Here is a 21,098-nt window from a genome sequence, read left to right on the forward strand (position 1 = left end):
ACCAGACTAAGCCGAACTCATAAGGAGAATGTGCATATGGACTATAAAGATGCTTCGCTTCCCATCCAGGAGCGGACCCAAGATCTGCTCGGGCGGATGACCACGGAGGAGAAGATAGGGCAGCTGATCCAGCCGATGGGGTGGAAGACTTATGTGAAGGAAGCAGATGGTACGGTTCAGGTTACGGATGAGTTTAAAAAGGACATCGCAGAGGGCGGGATTGGGTCGTTGTATGGAGCACTTCGTGCTGACCCCTGGACGGAAGTGACGTTGGAGACTGGCCTGACGCCTAAGCAGGGAGCTGTTGCCACTAATGAAATTCAGCGGTATGCCATGGAGAACTCCCGGCTGGGCATTCCCATTTTGTTTGGGGAAGAGTGTTCTCACGGGCATATGGCCATTGGAGCAACCGTATTCCCGGTGCCGCTAGCAGTAGGAAGTGCTTGGAACACGGAGTTGTACCGCAAGATGTGTGAAGCGATTGCTGTGGAGACTCGGAGCCAGGGAGGAGCGGCAACGTATTCACCTGTGCTTGATGTCGTGCGGGACCCGAGATGGGGACGGACAGAGGAATGTTTTGCCGAAGATCCATACCTGATCGGTGAATTGGCGGTGGAAGCGATGAAAGGCTTGCAGGGTGACCGGCTCGATTCCAATCGGACGATTGTGGCGACACTCAAACATTTTGCGGCCTATGGCAGCTCGGAGGGTGGGCGCAATGCTGCTCCGGTGCATATGGGACTGCGCGAGCTGCACGAGGTCGATCTGCTGCCGTTCAAGAAAGCGGTGGAAGCCGGAGCATGTTCTGTCATGACAGCGTACAACGAAATTGATGGTGCGCCCTGTACGTCGAGTTCGTATCTGCTGAATGATCTCCTGCGCGAGCAATGGGACTTTGACGGATTTGTCATTACTGACTTTGGTGCGATTCAGATGCTCGTCAATGGACACAACACCGCGGAGAACGGGGAGCAGGCCGTCGCTCAGTCGCTTAAGGCAGGGGTGGATATGGAAATGTCCGGGTACATGTACCGCAAGCATCTCGGGCAGGCCTTGGAGCAAGGATTAATTGAAGAGAAGGATCTGGATACAGCGGTTAGGCGGGTGCTGGAGATGAAGTTCAGACTGGGCTTATTCGAACACCCCTTCGTTGATCCTGACTTTGCAGAGCAGATCATCGGATGTGAAGAACATATTCAGCTGGCGAGAAAAGTCGCGCAAGAGGGAATCATTTTACTCAAAAATGAAGAAAACACCCTTCCGCTTAGCAAAACAGGTACAAAACTGGCGGTCATAGGTCCGAATGCGAACCATGTCTACAACCAGCTTGGCGACTACACCTCGCCGCAGCCGAGAGGACAGATTATTACAGTGCTGGATGGGATTACGCGCAAGCTTGGTGCTGACACCGGAAAGGTGCTGTACGCACCTGGCTGCCGGATCAAAGGCGATTCCAGGGAGGGCTTTGCGCAAGCGCTCGCCTGTGCTGAAGAAGCAGATACCATCATTATGGTGATGGGAGGCTCAAGTAGCAGGGATTTTGGCGAAGGGACCATTGATCTGCGGACGGGGGCATCCGTTGTTACGGATGATCCATGGAACGATATGGAGTGCGGCGAGGGGATAGACCGATCGTCTCTGAACCTGATGGGTGTTCAACTGGAACTGGTGCAGGAAGTACATAAGCTGGGGAAACCGGTTATTGTCGTATATATTAACGGACGGCCGATTGCTGAACCCTGGATTGATGAGCATGCCCATGCCATTGTGGAAGCATGGTATCCAGGGCAGGAGGGAGGCAACGCTATTGCAGATATTCTGTTCGGTGATGTGAATCCATCTGGTCGCCTTACCGTCTCTATTCCCAAGCATGTAGGTCAGCTTCCGGTCAGCTACAATGCCAAACGCACCCGGGGTAAGCGATATCTGGAGATCGATCTGGTACCACAATATCCGTTCGGCTTTGGGCTGAGTTATACGGAATTTAAGTATGAGAATGTAAGAGTTGTGCCGGAAGTGATCGGACCAGACGATGAAGCCGAGGTGCAGGTAGAGGTCACCAATACGGGAGTAGTTGCGGGAAATGAGGTGGTGCAGCTGTATATTAAGGATGTGTCGGCTTCGGTCACGCGGGCCGAAATTTCACTGAAGGGATTCCGTAAAATTCATCTGGAGCCGGGACAGACACAGACGGTGACGTTCCCTGTGCAAAAAGAGCATCTGGAGCTGATTGACTCCCGTCTTCAGCCTGTGGTGGAGCCGGGTGAATTCAAGCTGATGGTTGGCAGCAGCTCCAGAGACTGGACTGCTTGTACTTTACACATCCAGAAGGTGGGGGTGGAGGTATGATTCGAATTCAGAGATTCATTCAGGATCTGGCTCAGCAGCAATGGAAGGATACCCTTGAGCTTCCAGAGTGGCAGATGCAGAAGGCCAAGTATATCCGGCCAGGGGAATATGAGTATGAACAGGAGAATGCGGCTGTTCATAGCTTGAATCCGCTCCATAGCAACCATGGAACGACTTATTTTCTGAGCAAAACCTTAGAGATTCCGGCCCATTGGGAGGAAGATGCGGTCGGGTTGATCTTCGAGACCAGAGGTGAAGGGCTGTTGAAGGTAAACGGCATGCCTTATCACGGACTGGACCGCAATCATGGGTATGTACCGTTGCCGAAGAGCCGTGTGGGAACTGCGCCTTTGCTGGAGATTGAACTATATGATCCCATACCGGAACCACATGACCCTTTGAATCGACAGGCGGTGATCCAGCCGCCAATTCAGGGCATCCGAGCTGCTTTGGTTCGTGTTAATTCGCCTTTACAGAGTCTAATGTATAGCATTACGGTACTTGCAGAATCACTCCGAGCATTGCCGGAGAAAGACTTAAAGCGCACCCGTCTTATTCGGAATGTTCATCAGGTGATGGATAAGATGTACAACGAGCCGCAGCGCTGGAGTGAAGCGGCGTGGGTACAGCATTGGGAAGAATGGCTCGCACAGTCGGTGCAGGAGGAAGACCCGGAAGAGTACCGGAATGGATTCATGCATCTGGTTGGGCAGTCCCATATCGATATTGCCTGGCTGTGGCCTGTGCGTGAGACCGTGCGGAAGTCCAGCCGAACCTTCTCCACGATGTGTACTTTGATGGATGAGTATCCGGAGTTCGTGTATTCGCAGAGTCAACCGCAGCTGTATGCATTTGTGAAAGAGCATTATCCTGAGCTGTACGAACGAATCAAAGCCCGAATTGCCGAAGGCCGCTGGGAACTGGTTGGTGGCATGTGGGTAGAGCCGGATCTGAACATTCCGAGTGGCGAGTCGCTTGTGCGTCAGATCCTGTACGGGCAGAACTTTTATCAGAAGGAGTTCGGTAAGCGTTCAAACATCGAGTGGCTTCCTGACACGTTTGGCTACTGTGCTTCGCTGCCACAACTGCTCAAGCTGGCTAACATTCCTTATTTTATGACCACCAAGCTCAATTGGAATGATACCAACGTTTTCCCGTATGATCTGTTCCATTGGGTCGGCATTGACGGCACCTCGGTGCTTGCGTATCTCAATCATGGAGTGAATGAACATACCCGGCCCAAGGATGTTGATGAGCACTGGCAATCCTACAAGCAGAAGGATGTACACCCCGAGCAAATGCTGCTGTATGGGCATGGCGATGGTGGAGGTGGGGTAACGAACGAAATGGTTGCGTTCGCAGAGCGATCCCATTTCATGGTTGGGCAGCCCATTAGCAATTTTAGTACAGCAGGCGCGTTTTTCGAAGAAATTTCGAACAACAATCCTAAGCTGCCCAAATGGCATGGCGACTTATATCTGGAACTGCACCGTGGAACCTATACAACCCATGCGCGCAACAAACGGAGCAATCGCAAAGCGGAGGTGTTGTATCGGGAAGCGGAAATCTGGGGGCAGTTTGCCGGAGTTGAAGCAGCTCAGTCGAAAAGTGATCTGGATGAAGGCTGGAAGCTGATTATGCTGAATCAATTCCATGATATTATCCCGGGCACGTCCATTCCCGAAGTATACGTAACATCTATGGAAGAGTATACGAAAGTATTCGCTCTGGGGACATCGGCTATGGATGGTACTCTTGGCCGTATTGAGGACCGCATTGCGACAGATGGCTTCGACGGTCTGTCCTATGTTGTATTTAATAGTCTGGGCTGGGAGCGGGGAGAAGTCGTTACGATTACAGGCGACGAGAAACTGAGCGGTATAGCAGCGTTTGACCATCAGGGTAATCGTCTGCCGAGTGACCTTGAGGCAAATGGAGACGAGCTGACCTTGTCAGTCTATGTCCCATACATTCCGGCCTTTGGGTATGCCACGATATGGCTACGCCAGGCACTGGATGCCAATCTTCATACTTTGAAGCAGGATGAATTTTTCCCTTCTGTCTGGGAAACGGACTTTTACAGGCTTGAATTTAACGATGTAGGAGAGATCACCAGATGGTATGACAAATCCATGCAACGGGAGTGGCTGAAGCCGGGCGATAAAGCGAATGAGTTGCAGTTTTTCCATGACAGGCCAACGTATTGGGATGCTTGGGATATGGATCCGCGGTTTGAATCGCAACGTGCAGGAGTGGCAGAGCTGATCTCCAGAGAAGTAGTACAGCGTGGAGTAACGAAGGATGTCCTGCGGTTTCACTGGAAGTTAAACGAGTCGGAGATTCACCAGGATATGATCCTGTATCGTCATCAGCGACGTGTAGATTTCAAGACAAAGGTAAACTGGGCGGAGAGCCATAAGCTGCTCAAAGCGGCTTTTCCCGTTGATCTGATATCAGCCAAGGCAGCGTATGAAATCCCGTTTGGTGCGCTGGAGCGGCCAACCCATAACAACACCAGCTGGGAGCAGGCCCAGTTTGAAGTGTGTGGTCACCGCTGGGCGGATATCTCCGAGGGTAACAGTGGTGTAAGCCTGCTGAACGATTGTAAATATGGATATGACATCAAGGATCAGACGATCCGTCTTTCCCTGCTTCGTGCTCCCAAATGGCCGGATGAACATGCTGACCAGGGTGAGCATGAATTCACTTATTCCCTGCTACCGCATCAGGGAGATTGGCGGGAAGCGGGTGTGGTGCGACGTGCGATGGAACTAAACCACCCGGTTCGGGTTGTTGCGAGTGAACGACACTCTGGCACATTGCCGGCAGAACATAGCTGGGTTCATTTCCACAGTGAACATGTCATTCTGGATACAATCAAGGCTTCCGAAGATGGGACGGGAACGGTACTTCGTTTCTATGAGTCATCTGGTGGAAGAGAAACGGTTCAGATTCAATGGGCTGACGCGTGTATACGTACGTCTGTAGTCAATCTGTTGGAGGATGAAATTAGGCCACTAGCTTGTCATGAAGGGAAGTTTGAGCTGACGTTCAAGCCATATGAAATTCAAACCGTGAAGCTGGTTTCAGCAGATTAGTCTCAGGAAACCGGATAAGAAATGATCCGAGAAAAAGGAGTGACCAGGTAAGGGTCGAAAATTTAATAGAGCATTCCGTCCGTCATGAAGGCTCACCAGGAATGGAAAATCAAATACCGATTTAACGGGAGGGTATGGCATGAAATTAACAAACAAGATTGGCGTGATCGTGGATAGCTTCGGTGTAGGTGTACGTGAAGGATTAAGCAAAGCGAAGGATGTAGGTGCAGAAGGCGTACAGATCTATGCAGTCCATGGAGAGATGGACCCCGAAAACCTCTCTCCGGCAGCCCGCAAGGAGTTAAGAAGTTATATCGATTCTCTCGGTCTTGAAATTTCTGCCCTGGTTGGCGATTTGGGCGGTCACGGGTTTCAGGTCAAGGAAGATAATCCGTGGAAAGTAGAGAAGTCCAAGCGCATCGTGGATCTTGCTCTGGATCTGGGGACGAATATCGTCACAACCCATATCGGTATTGTTCCGCATGATCCTTCCTCCGAAGTGTATGCCACACTGCATGCTGCGTGCGAGGAGCTGGGCCAATACGCCAAAAGCGCTGGAGCCTACTTCGCGATTGAGACGGGGCCGGAAACGGCAGCAGATCTGAAAGGGTTTCTGGATACCCTGTCGACCAACGGGGTTTCGGTGAATTTTGACCCGGCGAACATGGTGATGGTTACCGGAGATGACCCTGCACGAGGTGTTCATCTGCTCAAGGATTATATTGTGCATACCCATGTGAAAGATGGTGTGCGCCTGAAGGAAGTAGACCCGAGGGACGTATACGGTGCAGTAGGATATGCGCCTATGGATCATGAGAAAATTGCCGAAATGGTCTCTTCCGGAACGTTCTTCCGTGAGGTGCCGCTGGGCGAGGGCAGTGTGGATTTTGACGCATACTTTGCAGCCCTTCGGGATATTGGCTACAAAGGTTATCTGACGATTGAACGCGAGGTAGGCGACCAGCCGGAACAGGACATTCGCAAAGCGGTTAAATTTATCCAACAATACCGATAGGGAGCTGAGCAGATGAAAGTGGGCCTGAGTACGTATAGCTTGTTGAACGATCTGAATTCGGGTGAGATGACGGTTCTGGATATCATCGACTGGATTGCTGCAAATGGTGGCGAGCATATGGAGATGGTTCCGTATGGCTACACCGTGGAGGACAATCCTGATCTGGCCGACGCCATTCGGGAGGGAGCTGCTTCTGCGGGGATTGAGCTGTCCAACTATTCGATGCCTGCGAATTTCGTGCAGGAGACGGAAGAAGCTTTTGAAGAAGAGATAGCTCGGGTCAAAAGACATGTCGATGTTGTACACCGGATGGGTGTAAAGCATATGCGTCATGACGTAACGGCGTTTACTTTGCCTAAGGAGAAAATGACCATTGCCTGGTTTGAGGAGCATTTGCCGCTGATGGTGAAGGGAAGCCAGATCATCGCTGATTATGCTGCGCAGTTTGGCATTACAACAACCATTGAGAATCACGGCTTCAGTGTGCAGGCCAGTGACCGTGTGCAGCGTGTGCTTCATGCCGTAGATCGTCCCAACTTCAAAACGACACTCGATATCGGCAACTTCATGTGTGTGGATGAGAATCCGATTATCGGGGTCATGAAAAATCTGCCGTACGCTTCTCTGGTCCACTTCAAGGACTTCTATTTCCGCCCTTATGATGAGCATCCGGGTGAAGGGGAATGGTTCACAACCGCTTACGGCAACTTTCTACGCGGTGCCATTGTTGGTCAAGGGGATATTCCCATTCGCAAAATTGTGAGGCTGATTAAAGACTCCGGTTATGATGGTAACATTACGATTGAGTTTGAGGGCATGGAGGAATGCAAATCAGCTTCCAAAATCGCCATGAGCAACCTGCGCCGCTTCTGGGAAGAGGCTTAGGGCAATCATTTAGTTTTATATCGTGGGGCCACTTTAAGGAAGTGGCTCTTTATGCACTTCTTATGTTGAGGCATATACACGTGGAACGGGTAACGTTAAGCGACTGATTAAGTGGTCAGATGCCTCTCCATTCCCGGCATTAAGGCAGTTCGAGGTGTTGGTTCGCGAAGCCTAATTTACTAACATTAATTGGTTCTACATAAGGATTAAGTTACGATCATCACAAGTATGGTATAATGGATCTATTCAGCCTGGAAAATGACTGGCTATGGATAGGGGAGATCACTGATCTATGCAGGTATTTGAGGACTGGAACCAGAAAGTGAAAAAAACGTTTAATGCTACGAATCCCGAGGTTGTATTGACGGTATCTGAAGCAGGGAGTTTGCTCGGTCTGACCAAAGATCAGATGAAACTTTATGTAGACAAGAATAAACTAACTAAGGTCCCGATCATGAGAAGTGTTCACCGATACCTCTTGTTGAAAAGTGAAATAGATAGCATCGTAAAAACGCGCTAACCTCATAGGATCGACCACGCCATTTTACCGACAGGATTCGGGAGAGTGGTTTTTTTTTTGCGAAGGCACCGAGGATAAAATAAGGATTGCAGGACAATCCTACCAAAGAATGGACTTTTTTGACCTAGCACTGCTGGAAGTTGAATGAAGATTGGTTCTTAGAGAAGCTTGCGGGAATCCCTTCTTGTCAATGGACCACCTATTTCTATATACTCATGTCGCAAGTGGCAGGAATGATTTAATTACATGATATCAAGGAGATGAAACAGGTATGGCAATTAGCTTGAATGTGTATCTTGTAACGGATGGTAACGGACGTGAAGCAGTGGAATTTTATAAAAAGGCATTTGGAGCGGAAGTGCTGGCACTCCAGACATTTGGCGACGGTCCTTCCAACCCAGACCACCCCGTACCTCCCGAAGCGAAAGACCGCATCATGCATGCTTCCTTGCAGATTGGCAGTTCTGTATTGATGTTATCCGATACATTCCCTGGCATGCCTTATATTGTAGGTAATCATGTGAATGTCACGGTGAACACAGATACTGCCGATGAAGCCAAAGCAATCTTTAACCAGCTGCAAGACGGTGGCGAAGTGAAAATGCCGATCCAGGAAACATTCTGGAGTCCGGCCTACGGCATGGTTATCGATAAATTTGGCGTTCAGTTCCAGATTAGCTGTACAGCAGCCAACCATCAGTAAAATGTAAGTTAGTGTCTCTGACATAAAAGATAAAACTACAAAACCTCCGAGACATGAGTAACGTGTCTGGAGGTTTTTTTGTGACTCCTGCAAGGAGTGTGTATACTTGACTTGCTAATCTGAAATTAGACTTCTTTCTGAATCTTGGAAGGATTGTTGATTTTGTAGGGAACAGGGTTCTTGGTCAGCTTTTTCTTGATAATCTTGGCTTCAAAAGTAAGTACATCGCCAACCTCAAGCTCCTGCTTCTTGATCGTGGCACTGTGGCTGGACCAGGCTTCGCCAACGTCAACAACCTCGGGCTCGGTGATCGTAACGGCTTCATAGATAATGACTTCATCATCATTGTCGGAGAAGTGGTTCGGCACGGTTGTAAATTCCTTCACAACCGCAGACATTTTCACTTTACCCTCCGGCAGCTCAATCTTGACCGATTTGGCTTTACCTGCGGTTTTTGCCTTTGGTTTATCAGCGCTACCTGTTGCGTTAGCGGGTCCTACATACTCTTCTACCAGACCGTCAGGGTCGCCTTTTAAAGCAGAGGAGGAATCATCGTCATCCGTGTCCACATCCAGTTCGGAATCAAAGTCACTCATACCGGATGGAAACTTATCCAAATAGGAAGCAGCGACAGGATCTTGTGCAGCATCAGAGCTAGGGAGTTCTTCTAAGTTGCTTGTAGCGACTGGTTCATTAGATTTGTCCTTTGCCGTTCCCGCTGCAATCAAACTTTTCACATTATAGCTGGACGCCTGCATTTCTTTCAGATAAGACGGATGAATGCAGTGTTTCTGATCATTGTCCAATTGAATGACTGCTGCCATATGGTCGACAAAGCCAACGATGGTGCAAGGCATATTCAGCCCATTCCCTTTATAATAGAACGTTTTGACCTTCGTTGCTTTCTCCGAAAGCAGGCCCCATTCCTGGCACTTCTCAATCAACTCGTCCTCGTTCTCCAAAGCGGTATAATACTGCGGTTCGATCATAAAAGCATATGCCATAACAAATTTCCGCCTTTCCAATCAGTTCTTCATGTTCAGCGTTGCCAAATTACACTCAGTGTATCACAAAAATGGACCCTTCGATGAGGAATATAAAAGCGCCTGCGTAGGCGCCTATGGTATAATTTTCGGTAGACAACGGGCGGAAATTACCGTAATGAAGTCATAAACAAAAACCCACCGTTAAACAGATTGACTGCCTGCGGTGGGATTTGCTCTGCATCTGATATAGACGCGCGCCGTGAGAGGGTTTCACCTCTCCATGTTGTCTATTCTTATGTTACCATAGCCATTTTATACAGGCAAATGAGCGACTGTTCCTACATTAAAGTTAATATTATTTTATAAATATCTGTAAGGAGGATGATCTCCATGGATAAAAAAGCGAATCCTCAAACTCTATGGCTTGGGGTGGGTATTGTCATTGGAACGAGTATTGGTGTGGCAACGCACCAGATCGCTCTGGGGATAGCCTTTGGTGTGGCACTGGGCGTCGTGGTTGGATCTGTCGTTAGCAAACGTGCAGGCTCGGGGCTGGATGATATGCTGAGTGAACATGTCAAGGAATTGCGTAAGCAAGAGGAATGGGAAGAGGTGCTTGAGCAATCGCAGGATCATTCGGTGCTGCTGCTGAAACACAGTACAACTTGTTCAATCAGTGCGAGAGCATACAGGGAATTTATGGCGTTTGTGGGCTCGAACGCATCAGATCCCGCACAGAAGATGGAGTACCGAATCGTCAAAGTCATCGAAAGCCGCTCGCTTTCCCGCCGCATTGCGGAAGACACCGAGATTCACCATGAATCGCCTCAAGTCCTGCTGCTGGACGGCGGCCAAGTTATTCAACATACGTCACACGGGAAAATCACCCGGAAGAGACTGCTGCAATGGGCCCAGAATCCGTTTGGATAAAGGGCATTGAAATCACTTCCACTTTAAAAAATAACAAAAAAAATCATATCCTTACATGTGAATATTATGCTATTGATGAAGCATTTCAAATTTCTAGGATTCAACATTATCTGCCCAATCCGCATGATAATATAGCCTATTTTATAGAAGATTTATCCGATCGTATCTCAGGTGCAGAGTTGAATGATAGTGACCGCGAGGTCCTTGCACCAGACATGGAGGATATCGTCGACCCGGCAGCATACGATATTCAAATTTTGGAAGAAGAACAATGGGGATGATCCCCCGGTAGTTCAGTAAGGAGGGAGCAGCGTGTTCGTTGGTGAAAATCTGACCAATTTGCGGATCATGCACGGGTATTCTAGAAAACAGCTCTCCGAACTGTTAGGTGTGACAGAACAAGCAGTCTGGCAATATGAAAATGCATATACTTCTCCCAAAGTGCCAGTCGTGAACGAGTTGAAACGCATTTTCAGTGTGAAAAGCAAGTATTTTTATGCAAAGGATATGCTTGCGGAGCATAATAACTCTGCCAATATTAATGTCATGAACATTGCCTATCGTTCAAAGGTGTTGAATGTGATTTCCAAGACACAGACAGAAGCAAAACACGTAGAATATTTGGATACGTTCATCAATTATATTACCGATCAGATTAGCCTTCCTACGCTGAACATTATCAAGCTGCGGGAAGAGGCTATTGCATATATGAATCATTCAGACGCTGATCGTGCGACTCAGATTCATTATGTTGCACATCTTGCGCGGCAACGGCTTAATCTGGAGCCTTCTACGAATGAGAACCTGATGTTCTGGATTGAAAAAAGTGGTGTTTACGTTTTTGAGAAAGCGATTGGTGAGGAAATTGATGCGTACAGCCTTTGGACGCGGAACGATCGTCCGTTTATCATATTGGGCAACGTCAAACGCTCAGCGGTTCGCAGGAACTTTGATATTGCGCATGAACTTGGCCATTTGCTGCTTCATTACCGTCTTGAGTTCGCCAATCTGGATCGAAAAGAACACAAATTAATCGAGAATGAAGCCAATTTGTTTGCGGGTGCCTTTTTATTGCCTGAGGAAGAGTTCTCATCGGATATGAATGACATCTCTTATAAGACGAATCCAGATCAGTATCTCGATTTGAAAAAGAAATGGAAGACCTCACTGCAAGTATTGGGATACAGAGCTGCGCATTTAGGTATGATGGAGGCAAAGGATCATCGTAATTTCTATGCGGCGATGCACCGAAGAGGATATCTGGAAAAAGAACCTTTCGATCATACGATACCACTGCAAAAACCGATGCGAATCAAAACCATTATTGACCTGATCTCCAAGAAAGGTCTTGTGGATATTCGTTATATGATTGAGGAAGATTGGAAAGTGGAGACGTCCTTTTTTCATCATATGACAGGGATAAGCACTGATTTTTTTAATAAGTACATGATGAGCAAACGCGAAACTAACACTCAAAATGTTAGGGGAATGCCCACACGTAGCTCTTAAAATGGACTCCCCATTAGCCAGGGAACAGCGGCTTGGACACCAAGACTTCTTTTTAAATGATGACCTCCGTCAACGTTAAGCTTGTTGAATTTGGAGACACATCCTAATAGGTAATGGATTGTTCGATACAAAAATGCACATAGACCCGCTTCCTTCAGCTAATCGCTGAGTGGAACGGGTCTTTTTTACGCTTTTTTTACACCCTGGCGGGTATTTCTTTACCCCCTTTTTACAGCGTTTCGTATTACGATTTCATATGTAGAAGGTTGCAAGAACGGTAGAGAGAGGGAGGGGAGCACATGGTGAATGATGCCACGATCATTGGGCTGGTCGTGCTGTTGTTTGTGGTGTTCTGGGGCTTTGTAAAATTTTGTGAGAAGGCATGAATGCATAGGGCATGAAAGGGGAGAAGCCGTATGATCGTCATCGGCATGATTGTGCTCGCACTGGTAGTCTATCTTGGTTACGTGCTAGTGAGGCCGGAGAAGTTCTGATGGTCGCTTGGGGCACGAAACCAGAAGCACTCGGATCGTCGATTTTAGGGAGGAAATGCGGATATGAGTAGCGGTTTATTACAAGTGGCGGTGACGCTGCTGATCATCATACTATTGGTGAAGCCAGTAGGGAGTTATCTGGTGAAGGTGTTTGACGGCAAACGAACAGGACTGGATCGGATATTTGGCGGGTCGGAGCGATTGCTGTATCGATTGATGGGGGTGAAGGAGAACGAGTCGATGGGTTGGAAAAAATACCTCTCAGCCGTGCTCATTTCGAACTTCGTCATGCTGTTATTGATGTTTCTGGTGCTGCGGCTGCAAAAGTATCTGCCGCTCAACCCGGATGGCATCGGCAATATGCCTGCGGCACAGGCCTTTAATACAGCTGCATCGTTCATGACCAACACGAACTGGCAGTCTTACACGGGCGAGAACGCCCTGTCCTATCTGTCACAGATGCTGGCCGTGACGTTTCCAATGTTCACCTCAGCCGCGACCGGCTTCGCGGTCGCTATTGCCTTCATTCGCGGCCTGGTGGGCCGACGGGATGAACTGGGGAACTTCTACGTCGACGTGGTACGGTCGATTACGAGAATCTTTTTGCCGCTGAGCTTCATTGTGGCGTTGTTCCTCGTATTCCAGGGTGTGCCGCAGACACTGGCGGGAGCGGTGAACGCAACCACACTGGACGGGGCACAGCAGACGATTAGCCGCGGGCTGGTCGCTTCGCTGGAGTCGATCAAACACTTGGGTACCAATGGTGGAGGCTGGTTCGGAACCAATGCAGCGCATCCATTTGAGAACCCCACGGCATTGTCAAACCTGGTGCATATCGTCTGCATGATGCTGCTTCCTACTGCGCTGGTTTACGCCTTCGGCATCATGGTGAACAACCGGAAGCAGGGCTGGACGCTGTTTGCGGCCATGAGTTTACTTTTCCTCGTGATGCTGACCACGGTATTTGTTTCGGAATATCGCGGTGTGCCAGCGCTGGATGCAGTAGGAATCCAAGGCAATATGGAAGGCAAGGAAGTCAGGTTCGGGGTATCCGAATCGGCGCTTTTCACAGCGGTGACTACAGCAGCCACAACCGGGTCGGTGAACAATATGCATGAGTCGCTTACCCCGCTTGGTGGCATGGTTGCACTGGCCGAGATGATGCTCAACAACGTATTCGGCGGTAAAGGGGTAGGTTTGCTCAACGGATTGCTCTATGTGATTCTGGCCGTGTTTATCTGTGGGCTGATGGTTGGGCGGACCCCTGAATTTCTTGGCAAAAAAATTGAGGGTAAGGAAGTGAAGCTCGCGTCCATCGCGCTGCTTGTTCATCCTTTGATTATTCTGGCTCCGACCGCGCTCGCGCTGATGCGCCCTGAATCTGTCGCTTCAATTTCGAATTCAGGCATGCATGGTCTGACCGAGGTGTTATATGCCTTTGCATCCGGTGCTGCCAATAATGGATCGGCGTTTGCCGGACTGAATGCCAACACAGACTTTTACAACATCGCCATTGGTGTGGTAATGCTGCTTGGAAGATACATTTCCGTGATCGCGATGCTCGCCATTGCCGGATCACTGGCCACCAAACGGGTTGTTCCCGTAACAACGGGTACATTGCGTACACACACGCCTCTTTTTGCAGGTATTCTGGTGATGATGATTGTGGTCGTTGGGGCGTTGACGTTCTTCCCATCACTGGCGCTTGGACCGATTGCTGAACATTTGGCGATGATCCGATGATGAACGGTACAGTGATCGGATATGGGAATAGGAGCAAGGACGTAAAGTGCGGAGGTGGATTATCACAATGAATGTAGTAGAACGAAAGAAGGAGCAGACGGTGGAAGGATTAGACAGAGGCACGATCAGAACCCAGGGTAAAGGAACGAGAGGTACGGGCACGGATCCCGGTACGCCCAAAAGAAGCAAAACATTAAGTCGGGATATTCTGCTTCAGGCATCTCTGGATGCCTTCAAGAAGCTGAACCCGGTCGTCATGATCAAAAATCCGGTGATGTTTATCGTCGAAGTCGGCACACTCATCACATTGCTGTTATGTATCAATCCGGATCTGTTTGTTGCATCCGAGGCAGGGCGGGGGTACAACATCGCGGTGTTTCTCATCCTGTTGTTCACGTTGCTGTTTGCCAACTTTGCTGAAGCACTGGCAGAGGGACGGGGCAAAGCTCAGGCCGACACGCTGCGCAAGACGAAATCGGACACCACGGCGAAGCTGCTACAGAAAGACGGAACCATCAAGCAAGTGTCTTCGACCCAGTTGAAAAAAGGAGATATCGTCCGTGTAGAAGCAGGCGAACTGATTCCCACGGACGGTGAGATTATTGAAGGGCTGGCCTCTATCGACGAGTCCGCCATTACCGGGGAATCGGCACCCGTAATCAAGGAGGCGGGCGGTGACTTTTCCTCCGTTACAGGAGGCACTCGGGTTACTTCCGACTATATCGTGATGCGTGTGCAGACCGATCCCGGGGAGTCGTTCCTCGACCGAATGATCTCACTCGTTGAAGGCGCACAGCGCCAGAAAACGCCGAATGAAATTGCGCTGACCACACTGCTCGCCGTGTTGACCCTGATATTCCTGATTGTCATCATGACCATGGTGCCAATGGCGAACTATTTGGGCATCCGGCTCGATCTGGCTACGCTTATCGCATTGCTTGTCTGTCTGATTCCGACGACGATTGGCGGTCTGTTATCCGCCATCGGTATTGCGGGCATGGACCGTGTCACGCAGTTCAACGTACTCGCCATGTCGGGTAAAGCGGTGGAAGCGGCAGGCGATATTGATACGCTGATCTTGGACAAAACCGGAACAATTACGTACGGCAACCGCATGGCCTCGGAGTTTATTCCTGTTCAGGGCGTATCTGCACAGGAGATGACCCGGGCTGCGCTGCAAGCTTCCGTAGTCGATGAGACACCAGAGGGGCGCTCGGTTGTTGAATTGGCTGGCAAGCAGGGTGAGAACTGGGCGGAGACAGAATATGCAGATGCAGAACATGTGAACTTCACCGCAGAGACCCGAATGTCGGGCCTGAATCTAAGCGGTGGGAAGCAGATCCGCAAAGGTGCGGTGGATGCGATCAAACGCCATATTTCCTCCCGTGGAGGACGGATACCCGGCGATTTGGACGATATAGCGAACCGAATTGCTAAGGCTGGGGGTACACCGCTTGCTGTTGCGATTGATGACCAGATTTTTGGTGTGATCTATCTGAAAGATACAGTGAAACCAGGGCTGAAAGAGAAGTTTGCGGAGATGCGAGCCATGGGCATCAAGACGATCATGTGTACAGGGGATAATCCCCTGACGGCGGCGACCATTGCGCTGGAAGCGGGCGTGGATGATTTTATTGCCGAGGCCAAGCCGGAAGACAAGATTACCGCGATCAAAAAAGAGCAGCAGGAGGGCAAGCTTGTCGCCATGACTGGCGACGGGACCAACGATGCTCCTGCTCTGGCGCAGGCCGATGTCGGCCTGGCGATGAACTCGGGCACCATGGCGGCCAAGGAAGCGGCCAACATGATTGATCTGGATTCCGACCCGACCAAGCTGTTGTCGGTGGTCTCCATTGGCAAGCAGCTGCTCATTACCCGCGGCGCACTGACGACCTTTTCGATATCCAATGATATTGCCAAGTATTTCGCCATCATTCCGGCCATGTTTATTCTAGCCATGCCGCAGCTTCAGGCACTCAATATTATGAATCTCGCTTCACCGCAGTCCGCAATTCTGTCAGCGCTGATCTTCAACGCTATCATTATCCCACTGCTAATCCCAATTGCCATGCGGGGTGTGAAATATCGGGCTATGTCCGCGGAGCGGCTGCTTGGACGGAATGTTTTCATCTATGGCGTGGGCGGTGTAATCGTACCGTTTATCGGAATTAAGCTGATTGATCTGGTACTGTCGGGGCTTCATTTGGTGTAATGGTACAACTAATAACAAATCAGGATGTGATTCATATGAAACAGGTACTGCCCGCCATTCGGTTGTCTGTCGTGCTTATGCTGATTTGCGGTGTCATCTATCCGCTTGTTACAACCGGAGTGGCGCAGCTGCTCTTCTCAAATCAGGCGAACGGCAGTCTGATCACACAAGACGGGGAAACCATCGGTTCGTCGCTGCTCGCGCAGGAAGTGAAATCACCGGGGCTGTTCCAGCCCCGGGCATCGAACGCTAATTATGATGGAACTGCTTCGGCAGGTTCCAATCGCGCCGTGGCCTCGGAGGCGTATATTGTTGAAATGAAGGAAAAGGTGGCTCAGCTCAAGCAAGAGAATCCGGGCTTGCAGCAAATTCCTGCAGATCTCGTGACAGGTTCCGGTTCTGGTCTTGATCCGGATCTGTCACCGGAAGCAGCAAAAGCACAGATTCCCCGGATTAGCCAGGCAACGGGTCTTGGTGAGCAAGAGCTTGCCAAGATCGTCGAGGAACATACACAGGGGCGACAGCTGGGCATATTCGGTGAGCCGCGTGTGAATGTGACCGCTTTGAATCTGGCGTTAACGGCTGAGCTGAAATAACAAGCATCGTGTTGGGTAGATCCACGGGGAGTGCAGCTTCCCTTGGTTGTTCGTATCAGGCCTTCTTCCGAGCCTCGGAAGGGGCTTTCTCCATTTTAAGTAAAGGGTATGTGGGGGGAGTGAACAGGATGGAAGACAGCTTCAAGCGGAAGTCCCCGGAAGACATCTTGAAGATGATCACGAAGCTGCAGCAGGGCACCTTGAAAATATATATCGGTCCGGTCAGCGGTTCAGGCAAAACGTATCATATGCTTAGGGAAGGAAACACATTGCGCCACCAGGGGATCGATGTGGTCATCTGCGCTGTGTCGACCATGCAAAGACCGGAGACCGTGGAGCAGCTCGGCGAGTTGGAGCGGATTCCAAGCATTCACTGGTCTCGCTGGAAGGATGGTCTGGAGATGAAGGACCTGAATCTGGATGCCCTGCTGGCACGTAATCCGGAGGTTGTGCTCGTTGACGGGCTTGCTCATAGAAACCGAAAAGGAGCACGTCATGCAACCCGACTGGAAGACATTCAGTATTTGCTGCGACACAACATAAGTGTCATTACAACGGTGAATGTGTATGAGCTGGAGGGATATACGGAGCTTGCACGCCAGCTAACGGGAATTGCAGCAGAGCATACTGTGCCTGCCGATACCCTTGAACTGGCCGATGAAGTGAAGCTGATCGATGTAACCCCTGAAACCGTATTAAGCCGCCTTGCGGAGGGACATCTTCGGGGACATGAGGGTGAAGCGGTATTTCGGCATGGCAATTTGGGTATTTTGCGTGAACTGGCACTTCGACTTGTCGCAGAAGGGGTTAACGAATCACTGCGTGAGCACCGGGAAGAGATGGGAATTACGGTCACGACAGGCATCATGGAACGCATTTTGGTATCCACTCAATATCACTGGAACGGGTCTATCTATATTCGGCGGGGACAGCAGATTGCGAAGAGATTAAACGGAGATCTGCATGCCGTAACCTTACGTAATATGAAGCAGCCGCTATCCAAGGAAGCTGCTGTTTTTCGTCGCAACATGATCAAACTGGTGGAGAAATTCGGAGGGCAGTTTGAGGAATTGCCTGTGTTACACCGCCGTAACATTCCATCTACACTTGCACGCTACGCAGTCCAGCATCAGATTACCCGCATTGTTATGGGACACTCACGACACAGTCGCTGGCAGGAGCTGTGGCGGGGATCATTTGTTAACTCCTTACTGCGCAGGATGCGGGGTGTCGATCTGTTTCTGCTCGCCGATCGGGCACAGCATGAGGGCGAGCGGGTACTTCCGACCCGATTGCCAGATACAGAGACGCCAACATATCGCAGGTTGAGTGAGCAGGAGATGAAGGCACAGATTGGTCAGATTCGGCGTGGCAAGTTCAAGGTATACATCGGTGCTGCGCCAGGTGTGGGAAAAACCTATATGATGCTCCGGGAAGGCAATGATCTGCTCCGCAAAGGCATCGACGTACGGATTGGTCTGCTGGAGACACATAGTCGGGCGGAGACGGTGGAACAGATCGGCCAATTATCCATCATTCCACGAGAGCAGCGGGTATACCAGGGGGTACAGCTCGAGGAAATGGATACCGAAGCGATTCTTCGTCTATGTCCTGAGGTGGTATTGGTGGATGAACTTGCGCATACGAATGTACCGGGAAGCACACGGCAAAAGCGTTACGAAGATGTGCAGATTCTGTTGGATGCAGGCATCTCTGTCATCACCACCGTGAATGTGCAGCATCTGGAAAGTTTGAACGATGCGGTGGAACATATTACGGGAATCAGGGTCAGAGAGACTGTGCCGGATCGGATTTTGCAAATGGCAGATGAGGTCCAGCTTATCGATGTGGCCCCCCAGGCCTTGCGGCAACGCATGCGGGAGGGTAAAATCTATGCAGCAGCCAAGGTGGAACAAGCGCTTGGTCATTTTTTTCGCATTGGCAATCTGATTGCCTTACGGGAACTTGCTCTGCGGGAATTGGCTGATGATGTGGATGAACGCCTCGAATCACAGGAGCGCAAAAGTGCACTTCGCGGTCCCTGGCGCAGACAGGAGGCGGTCTTTGTCTGCGTAAGCAGTGATGAGCATGCGGAGCGGCTGATTCGCCGCGGATTTCGTACAGCCTACCGGTTAAAGGCGGTCTGGCATGTGCACCATGTTCATGTAGGTCAAGTCATGAATGACGAAGTGAAATGCCAGTTGGAGGAGCTGGAACAGCTGACCGTTCGACTGGGCGGCAAATTTCATATTCATCATAGCCAGAGGCTGAGAGATGTACCAAGTATTTTGGCGGGTAAAGCTTCTGAGGAAAAAGCAACACAGTTGGTGGTTGGTCAAGCGAGACGGGTCTGGTGGCTGAACGGCTATCGTGGAAAGGGAACGGTGGTCAGCAGGCTGGTGCGGTTATCCAGACATATGGACGTATTGATCGTTGCGGACTACGATTATGATCTGAGCGGGATGTGAGATGTGCTGTGTCTGAACGAAATAAAGGGGAAGACGTCCGGCTGAAGCTGAACCGTGTTCCCAAATATATATGGGTAACCCTTGGAATCACTTTGTTAACCCTTCTGCTTCATGTGATAGGGATTAGCGATGATCTGGTTAACGTGGGGTTAATTTATCTTTTTCCAGTATTGGTCAGCGCTGTGTACTGGGGAATGGGGCCGGCCATATATGCAGCAAGTCTTAGCGTTGTTGCCTTTGACTTCTTTTTTGTTCCTCCTTATCTCAGTTTTACGGTTGAAGATTTGCGATATATATTTTCCTTTGTTGTGTATTTGGCAGTGGCGGTATTAACGGCGAGTCTGGCGGGGCGCCTGCGGCAGCAGCTGGAGGTGGTAAAACAACGCGAGATTACGACGAATTCGCTGTATGCTTTAAGTCGTCAGATGACGGCTGTTACAGATTTGCATACTCTACTCGGCAACATTGCGAGACAAGTGTCACTGACACTTGGAACTCCGGCGGCAATATATCTCCCGAATGCACAAGGCGAACTTCAGGTTACCTCCTCCTCGGAGGATTCGGATGTAATAGCCTGGGGTGAAGGAGAAGCTGAAGTCGCTATTGCCAAATGGGTGTATCAACATGGCGAAATCGCCGGACGCGGCTCCTCCAGCCTGCGGGAATCGTCTGGTCTGTATGTGCCGCTGCGTACAGAAGACCAGATCCATGGGGTGCTCGCTGTGAATCTGGAATCCAGCGATCTTCAGGGGCAGCTGGAAGAGCTGCGTTTGCTGGAAGCGTGTGGCGGGCTGGCAGCAAGCGCCATTGCCCGTGTCAAGCTGGCTGAAGAAGCGAGACTCGCGCAGGTGACGGCCGAATCGGAACGGATTCGCACCGCTTTGCTGGACTCGGTGTCCCATGAGCTGCGCACACCCCTTACGGCCATCATTGGTTCAGCGACAGGTTTGCTGGAGAATGACTCCCTTTTTACCCCGGAGGATCGTAAAGAACTGACAGGCAATATTCGGGATGGAGCGCTGCGCATGAACAGGCTGGTAACCAATTTGCTGGGCATGGTGAAGCTGGAGAGTGGCATGCTGCAGCTGCGCAGAAAATGGTGTGATGTGGGCGACATGATCGGCATTGTGTTAACTCAGGTTCAGCAATTCATCCAGCACCGTCGCATTCGAGTGGAATTGCCGGATCAGCCGCCATTTGTATCCGGGGATGAGGTTTTGCTGGAGCAGGTTCTGGTCAACGTCATCAGCAATGCCATCAAATATTCACCAGAGGACAGTGAAATCGTCATTACGGTGAAGGTGGATGAGCGGCATGGACAAATGACTATTGTGGTAGCTGATTCGGGTGTCGGGATTCCGGAAGCAGACCGCGAGCGGGTGTTTGAGAAATTTTATCGATCCGAATCTTCACGGCATGTGACAGGTACGGGACTTGGGCTTGCCATCTGTAGAGGAATCGTCGAAGTTCACGGAGGTACAATCACCGCAGAACCGAATCCGGGACGCGGGACGCGGGTATGCATCTGTTTGCCCACAGAGGAACCCGAAGCATCATTCCCGTATATGGGACAAGGAGAGGAAGAATGAC

At 50.2% G+C, this 21,098-nt stretch carries 15 protein-coding genes and 1 pseudogene; 15 read left to right on the forward strand and 1 reads right to left on the reverse strand.

Annotation, left to right across the window (positions count from 1 at the left end; all coding sequences use genetic code 11):
• Positions 1-36: 36 nt before the first annotated feature.
• The 6 genes from BMW94_RS24820 (at position 37) to BMW94_RS24845 (ending at position 8,570) form a co-directional block, all read left to right on the forward strand.
• Positions 37-2,349, forward strand: a complete 2,313-nt coding sequence (locus BMW94_RS24820) for a glycoside hydrolase family 3 N-terminal domain-containing protein (RefSeq protein WP_091001469.1) — start codon at positions 37-39, stop codon at positions 2,347-2,349.
• On the forward strand, positions 2,346-5,447 hold the full coding sequence (locus tag BMW94_RS24825; protein WP_091001470.1) for an alpha-mannosidase: 3,102 nt from the start codon (positions 2,346-2,348) through the stop codon (positions 5,445-5,447). The genes BMW94_RS24820 and BMW94_RS24825 overlap by 4 nt, the downstream gene beginning before the upstream one ends.
• 139 nt (positions 5,448-5,586) lie before the next feature.
• On the forward strand, positions 5,587-6,462 hold the full coding sequence (locus BMW94_RS24830) for a sugar phosphate isomerase/epimerase family protein (protein WP_091001471.1): 876 nt from the start codon (positions 5,587-5,589) through the stop codon (positions 6,460-6,462).
• A gap of 12 nt (positions 6,463-6,474) precedes the next feature.
• Complete coding sequence (locus BMW94_RS24835; protein ID WP_091001472.1) at positions 6,475-7,347, forward strand: sugar phosphate isomerase/epimerase family protein; 873 nt, start codon at positions 6,475-6,477, stop codon at positions 7,345-7,347.
• A gap of 292 nt (positions 7,348-7,639) precedes the next feature.
• Positions 7,640-7,867 (forward strand): hypothetical protein, encoded by a 228-nt coding sequence (locus BMW94_RS24840; protein WP_053782996.1) that lies wholly within the window; start codon positions 7,640-7,642, stop codon positions 7,865-7,867.
• 271 nt (positions 7,868-8,138) lie between these two features.
• Entirely contained in the window at positions 8,139-8,570 is a 432-nt protein-coding gene (locus tag BMW94_RS24845) for a VOC family protein (protein ID WP_064641272.1), read from the forward strand.
• A 125-nt stretch (positions 8,571-8,695) separates the two neighbouring features.
• Here the strand turns inward: BMW94_RS24845 and BMW94_RS24850 are convergent, their stop codons facing one another.
• Positions 8,696-9,574 (reverse strand): hypothetical protein, encoded by an 879-nt coding sequence (locus BMW94_RS24850; RefSeq protein WP_091001473.1) that lies wholly within the window; start codon positions 9,572-9,574, stop codon positions 8,696-8,698.
• Between the two features lie 372 nt (positions 9,575-9,946).
• On the opposite strand from BMW94_RS24850, the gene ytxJ reads away from it, so the two are divergent.
• The 9 genes and pseudogenes from ytxJ to BMW94_RS24895 all read left to right on the forward strand — a co-directional run bounded on the left by ytxJ (position 9,947) and on the right by BMW94_RS24895 (position 21,097).
• Positions 9,947-10,486, forward strand: a complete 540-nt coding sequence (ytxJ, locus tag BMW94_RS24855; protein WP_254790354.1) for a bacillithiol system redox-active protein YtxJ — start codon at positions 9,947-9,949, stop codon at positions 10,484-10,486.
• A gap of 44 nt (positions 10,487-10,530) precedes the next feature.
• A pseudogene (locus BMW94_RS24860) lies at positions 10,531-10,767 on the forward strand (hypothetical protein); the annotation flags it as partial.
• Between the two features lie 31 nt (positions 10,768-10,798).
• Positions 10,799-11,995: a spr1629 family repressor/antitoxin gene (locus BMW94_RS24865; RefSeq protein ID WP_091001474.1), complete on the forward strand. Its 1,197-nt coding sequence runs from the start codon at positions 10,799-10,801 to the stop codon at positions 11,993-11,995.
• A gap of 431 nt (positions 11,996-12,426) precedes the next feature.
• On the forward strand, positions 12,427-12,489 hold the full coding sequence (locus BMW94_RS24870) for a potassium-transporting ATPase subunit F (protein ID WP_231952816.1): 63 nt from the start codon (positions 12,427-12,429) through the stop codon (positions 12,487-12,489).
• Between the two features lie 63 nt (positions 12,490-12,552).
• Complete coding sequence (gene kdpA / locus BMW94_RS24875) at positions 12,553-14,232, forward strand: potassium-transporting ATPase subunit KdpA (protein WP_091001475.1); 1,680 nt, start codon at positions 12,553-12,555, stop codon at positions 14,230-14,232.
• 67 nt (positions 14,233-14,299) lie between these two features.
• Positions 14,300-16,444 (forward strand): potassium-transporting ATPase subunit KdpB, encoded by a 2,145-nt coding sequence (kdpB, locus tag BMW94_RS24880; RefSeq protein ID WP_254790355.1) that lies wholly within the window; start codon positions 14,300-14,302, stop codon positions 16,442-16,444.
• A 35-nt stretch (positions 16,445-16,479) separates the two neighbouring features.
• On the forward strand, positions 16,480-17,040 hold the full coding sequence (gene kdpC / locus BMW94_RS24885; RefSeq protein WP_091001476.1) for a potassium-transporting ATPase subunit KdpC: 561 nt from the start codon (positions 16,480-16,482) through the stop codon (positions 17,038-17,040).
• A gap of 128 nt (positions 17,041-17,168) precedes the next feature.
• The gene (locus tag BMW94_RS24890; protein WP_091001477.1) at positions 17,169-19,508 is read left to right on the forward strand and encodes a histidine kinase; all 2,340 of its coding nucleotides are present in this window, start codon (positions 17,169-17,171) and stop codon (positions 19,506-19,508) included.
• 8 nt (positions 19,509-19,516) lie between these two features.
• Complete coding sequence (locus BMW94_RS24895; protein WP_091001478.1) at positions 19,517-21,097, forward strand: ATP-binding protein; 1,581 nt, start codon at positions 19,517-19,519, stop codon at positions 21,095-21,097.
• The last annotated feature ends 1 nt before the right edge of the window (position 21,098 follow it).

It is taken from the genome of Paenibacillus sp. OK003, assembly GCF_900109515.1.
GTDB classification, from domain to species: domain Bacteria; phylum Bacillota; class Bacilli; order Paenibacillales; family Paenibacillaceae; genus Paenibacillus; species Paenibacillus marchantiae.